The following is a 13,564-nucleotide window of genomic DNA, read 5'->3' as shown; positions in this document are numbered from 1 at the left end:
CATAGTTGACATTTATACTAAAAACCGATTCTACTAAGAATCGGTTTTTCTTCTTTATAACAAATATGCTTATTTTTAAAAAATATTTTTGCTCCAAGATGACATTTCTTGTAGAATCAAGCAGATTCCTTCCTTGTTGTACAAGCGTATTTCCATGAGAGACATCTACTTCAATATTTCTAGTTGACCAAGTCCTTCTATAAGTTTTTGGTGTTTTTCCTTTTAGTCATTATGTATGTTGTTAAAATGAAAATTTCACATTACTACCTCAAATTTATTGTACTCGTAAAAAGATAATTGAAAACGATATTCCGGATGCTCTCTCACCCAATCGTAGGCTTCTTCTAAAATATCCATTTTATTTTGCACGTCATTAAGTTCACTACATTCGTTCCTTTTCTGTTTACATAGAGGACAGAACCCACCCACTATCTCGGCATTCATCGCACGAATCGTTTTACTTTCTAAGTCAACTACTAGACGAAGAATAAGAGAATGCTCCGCTTTTGTAGTCACCATCATTTCAGCAATTCCATCCTCATTCCAAAAGACACCATTTAATTCCATCTGTACGGTGACATCTTTGATTTCCAAGTCTATCACTATCACACCTCCCTTGTATAAGACTCTTACCTTACTCTTCGATTTTAATCTTTAATACACCACGAGCTAAAGATATATTAAGCTTTTTCCAATTCTTCTTCTTTGCTATGAAAGGAAGTGTAATTAGTGCAAATAGTGTGGTAAATATTATCAAAAAAACTAAAACGGTTAAAATGTTAAAGATTGCTTCCATTAAGCTACACTCTTTTCTATGTATATCCGTACTAAAAACAACAAAATATTCCATTAACAATACAGGACAAGCCGTGAATTTTCCAACTAAACTTCAGCAACTTAATCCTGAAGTCTAGTTGTACATATGAATAAAATAAATTTTATTACTAACTTTCTTCTACTACTTTCTCCATCTCAGCCAAATACCTAAGCTGCCGCTCCGCTTTTCTCACCGCAGTAGGAAAGTGTTTTTTCAGAAGTTCTACTGCTGATTCACTTATATAATATCTTTCCGTTATACTTTCCCACGTGTCACTACTTTCAAATGCACTCCATACAAAAGGACGCTCTGTATTTTTTCTCAGTTCTTTAAACACCCATTTCCGCATCCTTTTTTTCGCTTTTTCTGTTAGTTTTCCGTTCTTTACAAGTTCAAGCTCACCATGTCTCTTGTATCGCTTGTTAATATCTCTCTCGCCATATACTTTCAGAAAGATATTTGCTGTATTCTCAGCATCTGCTAAAGCCCGGTGCTGCTTCCCTTCCCACGTTAAGCCGAGCTGATCCACTGCAAATTGTAAACTTGGTGTATGCTCAAATAATTCTTCATACGCCTGAAAAACAAATTTTTGCACATCAAATCTACTCTCTTTTTCCATACATGGGCATTCTACACCGTATAATGTACAATCTTGAGATAGAAAACGGTAATCTTCTTTTCCCCATGAAACAAATATTGAATCTTCTCCGATGAACTGAATAAATTTCTCTATAATTTGAGGGAAATTCCCTACACCTGTTAAATCTTTCTTTGTAATTCCAGTTAATTTTGTTGTATGACGAGTTAATGGGGCACTTGGTTTTACTAACTCTGAAAATTCTCCAATAACCTTCATTGTACTCACATCTATTTTTACAGCTCCAATATCAACTATTTCTGACGGATCTTCTGATTTATACGGCCTAAAATTCCTTTCAATATCAAACACAATGAAGTGTGTAGCGTTTTTCAATTTATTTACCTCTTTCTAAATTCCTTTTCACACACATACTTTATTTTCAGTATTTATTTATTAATGCACTTTATGCATGAAAAACTTCGCATAAAATTCAAAAATTCAGTCTTATTATTACATGTACATAGGAGGATATTCAATAAAAACGCAAAAAAAAAAGAAGGGCAAGCCCTTCTTTTTTTCATAATTACTTCTTGTTTACGTTTGTAGCTTGAGGTCCACGGTTACCTTGTTCTACTTCGAAAGTAACTTCTTGACCTTCTTCTAAAGATTTGAAGCCGTCGCCTTGGATAGCTGAGAAATGAACGAATACGTCTTCTCCGCCTTCAACCTCGATGAAACCGAAACCTTTTTCTGCGTTAAACCATTTTACTTTACCGTTTTGCATTTAAAAAATCCTCCTACAATGTACCTATATGTACATATTCATTTTCAACCACTTTACAATAATACATCATATATTAAAAAACTGCAACCCCAGAGGAGATTTAACATTGCTATCCTCCTCGGAAGTTACAGCTCATTTAAATCTCTATATTATTAAAAGTAAAATGGTTTAAAGTAACTATATCATACCAATATAATAAAAGTAAAGTTTTTTTAAAGTTATACAGCTTTTTTTTTCCACTGCATCGTTTTTAATTCACCTGATCCAGCTACAACATAGCCTTCTTTTTCATTAACAATGCGCCAACCATGCCCTTTAACCGAATCACATACTGTAACAATTCCTTCTTCAAGAAGCACACGGCAAACAGTGCTAATTCCCGCCTTATTTTGCGTTGACGTTGTATATAACACATGTTGATCCACACTTAAATCTAAATAACTACTCGCTTTTTGTTCACTTTGACATGTATGCCAACCTATTTTATCACTTTCGATACTCTCATTTATTCTGCAAAAAGAAATATTTCCGCTAATCCCCTTGCACGATCCACTTGCCGCTACTAAATAGGAATTATGTATAGTCAACGCAGAAATCATCTGATTCATCGCTATTTTAATCCTTTTTAATTTACGTGTCTCTAAATCAAAAAGCCAAACACCACCATATTTAGTATGTATTTTCGTACCGATAAATAAGTAATGTTTATATAAAAATAATGATCGAATAGATGGTGCCTCACTACCGTAATTAAGAAATGGCTGAATAGTCTCCCATGTGGAACCAAAATTATTAGAATGATACAGTGTTTTATCTCCATGAGCAATTACTGTTCCATTCTCATTACTACATACATTCCAGCTCGTTGCTTTCGTTGGAAAGCGCTGGATCGTCCACGTTTCTCCACCATTCATACTACGAATAAAAACTCCTTCGTCTCCTACTCCGTAAACTACGTTACCTTCACTATGTAAATCTCGAATTCGTTTTTGGAAACCAGTTAAAGCCTGTTTCCATTCTCCATCTTTTTCAATGAATAAACCATTATATGTAGTAGCTAACAAAAGCCTTCCATCTCTTAACTTTGTAATAGCAGTTGCACTTAACATTGTTTCCACGTTGACACTCCCGTTCCTAGAACTTCTCGGCAAAAGCAATTGCAAAATCACTGCATTTTTCAACGTCTTCTTTATCTTCTGGAGCTAATTCAATTTTCAATCCTTCTTGTACAAGTTCTGCCCCGCATTTTACAAGACGTTCTTCAAATATCGTTACCGCTTCACAAAACAGCTCATACGCCGTATCACCTGATCCAAAAACAGCCACTTTTTTACCCGTTAAATCTATATTTTCTAACTCATCATGGAAATCTTCCGCTTCAAATGGTAATTCACCATCACCCCACGTATAAGATCCTAAAATGATTCCATCATAAGCTAATAATTCTTCAGCATCCATACCTTCCATCTCTTGTAATACTACTTCATGATCAAAGGCATCTAAACTTACTTTAATTAAATCAGCAATACTCTCTGTATTCCCTGACATACTTGCATACGCTATTAAAATTTTCGCCACTTTGGCATCCCCCTCTTACAATAAATGATTCTCATTCTCATTATATTAATAATGAGAATCAATTTCAATTATATTTTTTGCTATTTTATTTTATTCCATAAAAAAAAGAACAGATGACTATACAATCATCCGTTCTTCTTTATTACTTTTTAAAAATACCAAATGGTTTTCCAACTGGTAATACAACTTTTCCGAAGTGTGTATTTAACACAGCTGCTGCTGAACCATAGAAAGATAATAATGAAATACATAGTTCAGAATACGCTGCTAAATTATGCATTGCGTGCGGCATAACACCTAAAGTACTTAATGAAAGACCGATAAATAAGAAATCAATAAGGACGAAAATCATAAATAATACTTTATGTGTTTCCATTGCACCAATTGTCATAAAGATCGTGAAAATCAAGTATCCGATAAAGGCTACACCGAGCTGTTTTGAATCTGCAGTTTGGGCTAATTTTTCGCCAAATACTCCAAGTTGAATTAACCAAGTCATTCCAACACCTAACCAAAATAGGCCGTACGCACCAAATGCTGTTGTACCGAACGTATTGTTGTGCTTTGCATCGTGAATGCATGCAAAGATTTGTGCAAATCCTCCTAAAAAGATTGCCCATGGTAATACAAGTGAAACGCCATCTGTTAAGCCTAACTTTTGAGACGATGCTACAAGTGTTACCATCGCTAATCCAAATAGACCGATTCCAGATGGATCTGCTGTTGTCATTTTCACATGATGTGTAGTAGTTTGATTGCTCATATAAACCTCCTGATTATAAACATACTCGAATACAATACTTAAATCAGAAGGCTATGTCAATGGTTTTTTTTGTATGTTGTCAGACCTTATATTCCATAATAATCAAATACACATTTGGCCACATCAGAAGGTTTTACATTTAAATTTGGCAACTCATTTACCGGCATCCATAAAGGAATATAACTCCCTCTATCTTTCAGCTCGAACTCCTCGCCTTTACCACTTCCGAAAACTCCACCTATAATATGGGCATTATAATAATACTCCGTACCTTTATACTCCACCTTTGCGATCAGATTCTTCACTTGTATATGTATCCCTAATTCTTCATAGACCTCTCGCTTCGTTGCTTCTTCAGGTGTTTCTCCTTCTTCAATTCCCCCGCCTGGAAAAACAAAATACATTTCACCTTCTCGAACACGTTTTATAAGAGCGATTTTACCACCTTGTATAATTATAGCTGCACCGCGATTTCTTCTCACTTTATTACCTCAACACCAATCGCAACTGTTCCCCATTCTTTTTCTTGTTCTTTCGTATATATTCCGTATGTACTTTCTAACATTTCTTTTATACTAAGTTCTTCACAATCAAATAATTTTTTATCAATTTGTTCGTACATTGCTTTAAAGCTTTCGTATCGTTTTATCTCCGTTACTTTTACAGCCATCGTTTCTGCTGTCGTAAGGTTCGTAAATACAATTTCATCGTCTTGTTTTATAAGTTGACGTTTTTTATCGTATAAGCGTACTTCATATACTTTTTTTCCTAATTGAATCGACTGAAAAGGTTTATTATATAATCCCATTTCGTATCTCATACATTTCACTCCCTTTTATTCATCTTGCCTACTAACATTTTTGCACATTACTATTTCATATAACATAGTTCGCCTTACTTCACCTTGCATATAATGTTCCATATCCATTACTTTCTTTAGAGAGGATGCTAAAATTGGTATGTTATATTTAAATCAAAAACCTGAATATAATAAATATGATATCGGTGATTATACTTACAGTAAAGTAGGCCCTATTATTTTTTCTTGGAATGATGAAACAAAATTAAAAATAGGTAAGTTTTGTTCATTAGGAGAAGAAGTCGTTTTCGTACTTGGCGGTGAACATCGTGCTGATTGGATAACAACTTATCCATTTAATGTCCTCTTCGAAGAAGGAGCACACATTACTGGTCATCCTTCTTCAAAAGGTGATATCGTAGTCGGCAATGATGTATGGATTGGTTATCAATCCTGCATTTTATCTGGTGTTACAATTGGTAATGGGGCCATTATCGGGGCCAAGAGTGTTGTTACAAAAGACGTACCTCCATATGCAATCGTCGCTGGTAATCCTGCCAAACTAGTTCGATATCGTTTCCCGCAAGAAATCATTGAAAAACTAGAAAACCTTGCATGGTGGGACTGGGACATTTCCGTTATAAAAGGAGCTATTCCATTTCTACTCTCCAACAAAGGCAACGAATTTTTCACTTCTCCCGAAGAAGAAGCTACTTGATCTAAACAAAAAGAGCATCCTATTCTTTCAGGATGCTCTTTTTGTGTTTATTTTTTATTTATTCGCAACTGATTACACGGAGAACAGTGAAATGGAATTTTGTCTAAACAATTAAAGTTTGTTTCACAAATTTGTTCTATCGTTGGAACAAATGGAATGACAACTATGTTACTATCTATTATTTGTGTAACAGGTGGCAATACTGTGCCTACTTGATGTTCGAAGCGAATACTCGCTTGATTAATATAATTTCCTGAACCACTTGGTGCACTCTGAACTGTTACTTGGAACGAAACTGTCCGTGCTTCACCTGGATTTAAACTTCCTATAAGAAACCCTGATACTGGGCTTACATTTGGCACTGGCGTATTATCAACAGTTACACTTCCAGGAACAAATCGAAAACTACTATCTAACATATCTTGAAAACGAATATTTTGTATCGCTGTATCCCCCGTATTCGTAATAACTGTCGTAAACGTAATAACATCGCCTATCGTTGCTGATTGAAGATCTGCCGTTTTTACGACTGTTGTTGAAACATTTTGAGGAATAAACGGGATAACAACTGTATTACTATCGCCTTCAACTACTACTGGCGGCTCATTAGGATTTACAGTTGCAAGCCCATTCGCTGTAGCAGTATTTGTAACTAAATTATTTATTTGCCCTCCTGTTATTACAACTTGGAAATTAATAATTGCTGCATCATTTGGCTGAAAATCACCTAAAGGGATACCAGTATTTGGATTAGCAAATGGAAAAGGTACATCATTTACTGTTACCGTTCCATTTATAAATAACGTATTTGGGTCAATGATGTCTGTTAAAATAATACTCGTCACAGGAACTGTACTATCATTTATAACAGCAATTCCGTAAGTGACAACATCTCCTACCATTGCTACTTCAAAATCAGCTCCTTTTGCAACAAACAAAATTGCAGTATTTACCGTTACAATAACTGTATTACTTGTGTCCACCACTGTAACTGGTGGCTCTCCTGGCACTAAAATATACTCTGCTAATGCCCCAGCAACGTTTACTACCGTACCACCATCAGGAAAACTTGTAATCGTAGCTTCATATGTTACAAGTGCCGTCTCACCGACTGGGATATCTGGTATCGTAAATCCAATCTGTGGATTTAACCCCGGCTGTGGTATTCCATTTATCGTTACACTATTTGGGACAAAATCTGCTTCCTGAGATAACACGTCTATAAATTGAACATCCATCGCATCAGCAGTACCTGTATTTAATATACGAACAGTATACGTTACCGTTTCTCCTACTCCAACAATCGGATGATCTACTTCCTTCAACATATCTAAACTGCCTCTATTTACTGATGTGACTGTCGTATTACTTGAGTTCGTAATTGTAAACGGTGGTTCTCCTGGAATCAATTCGAAATCACCAGTTACTCTCGCTGTATTCATAATGCTACTAGAAGGCGGAATTGCGATTACATTTACTTCAAATGTAATTAATATACTATCCCCTACTGCAAGATTCGGTAATGAAAAGCCTACAAAAGGATCTAAACCTACTTGTGGAATCCCATTTATTTGTACGCTTCCTGGAACGAATTCTAAATCAGGCGATGGGATATCAATAAACTGAACATTTGTCGCAGCTACCGTTCCTGTATTTGTAACTTGCACACTATAAGTTAACGTATCCCCTAATCGTGTTGCTTCTTTATTTACGGTTTTTATAACATTAAATCGTCCTCTATTTACCCTTGTTATTGTCGTATTACTCGGCTCTGTTACTACAACCGGTGGCTCTCCTGGTACTAAAGTAAAGCTTCCCGTTATATTTGCAACGTTCGTAATGGTTCCTGATGACGGGATGTTTGTAACTGTCGCTTGAAACGTCACTATAACCGTGTCACCAACTAGTATATCTCCTACTCCAAAGCCAGTAATCGGATTTAAGTTTGGTTGCGAAACTCCATTTACCGTTACACTACTCGATACAAATGACGCTCCTGCTGAAATTGTATCAATAAACTGAACATCATTTGCTGTTACTGTTCCTGTATTCGTTATTTGAACCGTATACGTTAATACATCTCCAACGAGAGTAGCTGCTCTATTTACTTGTTTAATAACATTAAATCGTCCTCTATTTACAGTTGTAAGTGTTGTATTGCTCGGTTGGTTTACTACAACTGGTGGTTCTCCTGGTACTAGTATAAAGCTTCCCGTAACATTCGCGGTATTAGCAATTGTTCCGTTTGATGGAACAATGACAACTGTTACTTGGAATGTGACTTCTACACTTTCCCCTGGATTTATATCTGGAAGCGAGAATCCATTATTAGGATTGAATCCAGGTTGTAACACACCGTCTATCGTTACACTGTTCGGTATGAATGTTATAGAGGAAGGTAATACATCACTATATTGAACATTCGTCGCTGTCACTGTTCCCGTATTTTGAACTACTGTTGTATATGTGATTGTATCTCCTACTGCAACAACCGGCTCACTTACTGATTTTAAAACATTCAAACCAGGCTCATTGATTTTTGTTAATGTCGTATTACTTGTCGTTGTTTCCGTAATAGGCGGCTCTGTTTCACTTACAGCAAATGTAGCTGTAACATCTACAAAGTTAACAACGGTTCCACCTTCCGGTATGCTCGTCACCATCTCTTGATATGTGACAAGTGCAAAATTATCTACAGGTATATCTGGAACTGTAAAACCAATGAAAGGATCTAATCCTGGTGCCGGCACCCCGTTTACGCTCACACTTCCCGGTACAAATGCTACACCGGCGGAAGTAGTATCGATAAATTCAACATTGGTCGCTGCCACTGTGCCGAAATTAAAGATTAATACATCATACGTTAAAATTTCTCCTACAGTGGCTACTTCTTTATCTACTAATTTTAATGGAAAAATCGAAGCTATATTAATTGTCGTAACGACTAAATTCGTTAATATCGTTTCCGTAATCGGTGGTTCCTGAGGATTTGGTTGTGAAGTAAATGTAACGTCTGCATCATTTAATATGACTTCGTTATCTGGAATTTCTGTAATCGTCACTTGGAACGTTACCTCAATACTTCCACCATTAATTAATAATGGGGTAACTGTAAATCCTATTTCTGGATTTAAACCAAGTTGCTGCACCCCACCTATCGTTACACTATCTTCTACAAATGTCGTTCCTTCTGGTATGACATCTTGGAAGAACACATCTGTAACAGGTATAATTCCTACGTTTGAAATTAGCACGGTATACGTTAATACATCCCCAACCGCTCCAGTTGCAACGTCAACTGTTTTTGTTGCTGTTACTTCACCAGGAGGAGGTAACGGTATCGTAACTACTGTCGTATTACTTGAATTTGTCGTTGTTACAGGGGGCTGTAAAGGATTTAATAAAAAAGTGGCCGTAGCAGCTGCCGTGTTTAGTACGGCTCCGCGCGTGGATGGCGCAACTACTGTTACTTGGAACGCTACAGTCAATGATGTGCCAGCAGCTATATTAGGAAGCGTAAAACCTATATTTGGATCAAATCCAGGTTGAGGAGTTCCATTTATCGTTACACTATTTGCTACAAATGTTGTTTCTGGAGCAATTGGATCAATGAAAGAGACATTCATCGCTGTTACCGTTCCATTATTTCTAATGACAACAGAATACGTGTAAATTTCTCCAAGTGCCGCTTGTTGTACAGATGAAGATTTTTGTATATTTAACTGTGCTGTGTTTACTTGCGTCACGACGAAATTGCTATTCGTAACAGTCGTTATAGGAGGACCTGCTGGATTTATAAGAAAACTTGCCGTCACGTTTGATTGATTTCTTATATTTCCACCACTTGGAACACTAGTCACTGTAACTTGAAACGTAATCGTAGCCGTTTGCCCGACCGGAATATTTGGTACTGGGAAACCTGCCATAGGATCCGCGCCTTGCTGTACGACTCCGTTTATTGTCACACTATTTGCTACAAACGCAGTACCAGAAGGAATTGGATCTTGAAAAATAATATTCGTTGCAGGAACAGTTCCTGTATTTTGAATAAGAATCGTATACGTTAACGTATCTCCTACTCCTGCTTGTGGTGTATTTACACTCTTCATTACATTAAGTGATCCTACATTTACTCGTGTCACAACAATATTGCTAATCGTTACAATTGTAATTGGTGGCTGGAGAGGACTTACTTGGAAATCAGCAGTTACATTTACATTATTTGGAAGTACCCTGTTCGCTGGCACACTTGTGATTAACACTTGGAAAGTGACAGTTACCATCCCTCCTACTGGAATATTAGCAAGTGGAAATCCAGTTGTTGGGTTTAAACCTGGTTGAGGCGTTCCATTTATTGTTACACTATTCGCCACAAACGTTGTTCCAGATGGAATTGGATCAAGGAATGATACATTCGTTGCTGCTACTGTTCCACTATTTTGTATACGAACTGTATACGTTAACGTATCTCCTAAACCAGCTTCAGTAGCGCTTACACTTTTCATTACATTTAACCCTGAAGAATTCACGATTGTCATAACAGTATTACTTGGTACTGTTACAGTAATTGGCGGCTCTGTTGGATTTACAAGAAAATCTCCAGTTACATTCGCGTTATTTACAACATTATTCCCTGGCGGAATTTCATCAATTAATACCTCAAATGAAATAATTACACTCGCGCCAGTAGGCAAATTATTTAATGGGAATCCAAGTTCTGGATCTGCACCTTCTTGTAAAACACCATTAACAAATACACTGTTTTCAATAAATAATGTACCTTGTGGAATTGAATCTTGGAAAAATACATTTGTAGCTGGTACACTACCTGCATTTATGACTTCGATTGTATATACTAAAACATCACCTACCGTTGCAACATCCGTATTCACTGATTTCACAACTTCAAAATTCCCTGATTGTACAGTTGTATTCACAATATTACTAGGAACATTGATTGTTACTGGCGGTTCGCTCGGATTCACTTGAAAACTTGCTGTTACATTTGCTTGATTTAAAATATCTTCATTTTCTGGATCCTGTACAATTAATACGTCAAATGTGACTACAACTGTTTGAGCCGCAGGAATATTTGGAAGAGAAAATCCTGTATTCGGATTCAATCCACTTTGCGGTACTCCATTAATTGTTACAGAGTTTGCAACGAAAGAAACCGCTGAAGAAGTAGTGTCTTGGAAAAACACGTTTGTTAACGGAACGTTACCTGTATTTTGGACGGCAATCGTGTATGTTAAAGTATCACCTACTGCCGCTTGAGCTGTATTTACTTCTTTTATTACATTTAAACCACCTGTATTAACTTGTGTTACAACGGTATTCGTTTGCCTATTAATCGTTACTGGCGGTTGATTCGGAATAACGACGAAATTAGCAGATACATTACCGCGATTCGCAATCGTGCCTCCTGATGGGGTAGATGTAACTCGTACTTGAAAAGTCACCGTTCTACTTCCACCTGGAGATATATCCGCTACCGTAAACCCAGTCGCTGGATTTGCCACAGGTTGCGAAACTCCATCAACAGTTACACTATTTGGTATAAAAGTCGTTCCAATTGGGATTGGATCTTGAAAAATAACGTTCGTCGCCAGTACATTTCCTGTATTTTCAATTGTAACGGTATACGTAAGAACATCATTAACTGTCGCAAAAGCTCTATCTACTGTTTTTCTCGTTCTTATATCGGCTATATTTATTGTAGTAAATACTGTATTACTTGTCGCTTGGCCTGAAACTGGTTGTTGACCAGGAACCGGAATAAAGTTAAACGTTGCACTTGCACGGTTCGGAATTGGATTTACAAGAGGATTAGATGTCACTCGAACTTGAAAACGCACTACAGTCGTTTGCGAAGCATTAATACTTCCAAGATTAATACTACTCGCTGGATTCGCCCCAGGACGCGCTACTCCATTTACCGTAACACTATTTGTTACAAACGTTGTTCCAACAGGTATACTGTCAACAAAAACAACATTGTTTGCAGCGACATTCCCATTGTTCGTGACATTCACTGTGTACGTTAATACGTCATTAAGTGTTGCCGTCTGTAAATCTACAGATTTTTGCAAACTTACATTTGCACGGTTTACCGTCGTCTGTACTGTATTTGAAGAAGCTGTACTTGTAATAGGAAGGCTTCCGACAAAAGGACGGAATTGATATGATACCATGGCACGATTTGAAATTGGATTCGGATTCGGGAATGATGTAACTCTCACTTGAAATGTAATAATTCTCTGAGCATTATTAGGTATCGTCCCTAAATTAATTCCAATAGCTGGATTCGCATTCGGCTGCGTTACTCCCCCCACTGTAACACTACCAGCTATAAACGTCGTTCCATTCGGAATACTGTCTTGTAATACAACGTTTTCTGCACTTCCTGACCCTGTATTCGGAACGGTAATCGTATAAGTGAGAATATCACCTACTGCTGCAACGGTTTTATCAACAGATTTAACAGGATTTATAATTGGCCCTGTCGCATCAATTTGAACACCAAAACCAGCTGCAGCATATCCATCTCCATTTGTAACAAAGCGAACAGTCGCTGACGTTTGATTATTTACTAATGATGACGAAGCATCTACATTCGTAATATCCCATCCTTGTCTTCGGACGGCTAAAGCTATCCCTAACGGCTGATTCAAATTTCCAAAGGTGCCAGTTGTATCTAAATTCCCACTATCATTACAAATTTGTGACTGAAAGAAATTATTTGCGGGATTTCTCGGTCCGAATAAAGCAACTGTAGCATTCGCATTCGGTCCAAAGCGAAGTTGATCTCCAACAATGTTAGAATCACCTTCTTGAGCAGTTACAAGTACTCTTCCTGTAACAGAACCTGTAGATGGAGTTGCGAAACCTGAAATAGTAGCATCAACTGGTGGTGATGAAGCATCAATAATTTCTTGACCTGCATACACTGACAAATTCCGAAGTGGTAAACTTGTATTTTGATAAACTACCTCAAGCGTCCAACCAGCTGAACGACTAACTGTTGGATCAGCAGAAGTTCTTGTAGCCGGTACAGCACCCGTTGTATATGTTCCCGCTCCCCCTGTATTAACAAGATTCGTTACGTTAGCTGAACGTACGTAATAAAACTGGTTCCCTACTGAACCTTGCTGCGCAGTTGCAGGATCTGGTGTAACAGAAAACGTTCCCGCCGGTGTTGCAAATGTAATGTTATCATTTAAAAAAGCTGAAACATCCTCTGTATCGGTCCGGTATGTGCCGGCCCACACTAGTTCTGCGTATAAAATACTACTCCCTGCCGGAAGATCCAAAATTGCACTTGAAGAATTTAATGGCCAGTCATTCGTCGTTCCTGCTGGGAATCCAGGTACTTGGAGCGATGTATTTACCGTTGTAAACACATCAATCGTACCGAAGTTATTATTTGGTGCAGGCGATGTAGGACTTAGTCCTAACGTGTTCCCAGTGAACGTGACGGCACCAGTTACTGTTGTTGTAAAGCGATTCATAAAAGGCACATAAT

General features: G+C 37.3%; 10 protein-coding genes. 1 reads left to right on the top strand and 9 read right to left on the bottom strand.

Annotated features, from left to right (window positions below; translation table 11 throughout):
• Positions 1 to 255: 255 nt before the first annotated feature.
• The 8 genes from JFU20_RS25060 to JFU20_RS25025 all read right to left on the bottom strand — a co-directional run bounded on the left by JFU20_RS25060 (position 256) and on the right by JFU20_RS25025 (position 5,342).
• A complete protein-coding gene (locus tag JFU20_RS25060; RefSeq protein WP_002165293.1) occupies positions 256 to 603 on the bottom strand; it encodes a hypothetical protein in 348 nt (115 codons plus the stop codon).
• 341 nt (positions 604 to 944) lie between these two features.
• Entirely contained in the window at positions 945 to 1,790 is an 846-nt protein-coding gene (locus tag JFU20_RS25055) for an exonuclease (protein ID WP_002165292.1), read from the bottom strand.
• A gap of 190 nt (positions 1,791 to 1,980) precedes the next feature.
• Positions 1,981 to 2,181 carry a cold shock-like protein CspB gene (gene cspB / locus JFU20_RS25050; RefSeq protein ID WP_001179147.1) on the bottom strand — a complete coding sequence of 67 codons (201 nt, stop codon included), beginning with the start codon at positions 2,179 to 2,181 and terminating at the stop codon, positions 1,981 to 1,983.
• Positions 2,182 to 2,399: 218 nt separating this feature from the next.
• Positions 2,400 to 3,299 (bottom strand): WD40/YVTN/BNR-like repeat-containing protein, encoded by a 900-nt coding sequence (locus JFU20_RS25045; RefSeq protein ID WP_002014373.1) that lies wholly within the window; start codon positions 3,297 to 3,299, stop codon positions 2,400 to 2,402.
• 16 nt (positions 3,300 to 3,315) lie between these two features.
• On the bottom strand, positions 3,316 to 3,759 hold the full coding sequence (locus tag JFU20_RS25040) for a flavodoxin (protein ID WP_001062757.1): 444 nt from the start codon (positions 3,757 to 3,759) through the stop codon (positions 3,316 to 3,318).
• 142 nt (positions 3,760 to 3,901) lie between these two features.
• Positions 3,902 to 4,522 carry an acetate uptake transporter gene (locus JFU20_RS25035; protein WP_000070943.1) on the bottom strand — a complete coding sequence of 207 codons (621 nt, stop codon included), beginning with the start codon at positions 4,520 to 4,522 and terminating at the stop codon, positions 3,902 to 3,904.
• A gap of 86 nt (positions 4,523 to 4,608) precedes the next feature.
• On the bottom strand, positions 4,609 to 5,004 hold the full coding sequence (locus JFU20_RS25030) for an NUDIX hydrolase (protein WP_002165291.1): 396 nt from the start codon (positions 5,002 to 5,004) through the stop codon (positions 4,609 to 4,611).
• Positions 5,001 to 5,342 carry an ASCH domain-containing protein gene (locus tag JFU20_RS25025; RefSeq protein WP_002128458.1) on the bottom strand — a complete coding sequence of 114 codons (342 nt, stop codon included), beginning with the start codon at positions 5,340 to 5,342 and terminating at the stop codon, positions 5,001 to 5,003. Before JFU20_RS25025 ends, JFU20_RS25030 begins: the two co-directional genes overlap by 4 nt.
• A 139-nt stretch (positions 5,343 to 5,481) precedes the next feature.
• Here JFU20_RS25025 and JFU20_RS25020 point away from each other — a divergent pair, with 139 nt between their 5' ends.
• Positions 5,482 to 6,039, top strand: coding sequence for a CatB-related O-acetyltransferase (locus JFU20_RS25020; RefSeq protein ID WP_002014370.1), 558 nt, complete (start codon positions 5,482 to 5,484; stop codon positions 6,037 to 6,039).
• Positions 6,040 to 6,086: 47 nt separating this feature from the next.
• Here JFU20_RS25020 and JFU20_RS25015 read toward each other — a convergent pair whose 3' ends face one another.
• Complete coding sequence (locus JFU20_RS25015) at positions 6,087 to 13,559, bottom strand: DUF7507 domain-containing protein (RefSeq protein ID WP_201038975.1); 7,473 nt, start codon at positions 13,557 to 13,559, stop codon at positions 6,087 to 6,089.
• Positions 13,560 to 13,564: the final 5 nt, after the last annotated feature.

It is taken from the genome of Bacillus sp. TH30 (assembly GCF_016650875.1).
GTDB classification, from domain to species: Bacteria; Bacillota; Bacilli; order Bacillales; family Bacillaceae_G; genus Bacillus_A; species Bacillus_A mycoides.
The sequence above is the reverse complement of the archived record's forward strand: the minus strand, read 5'-3'. Positions and strand labels throughout refer to the sequence as shown.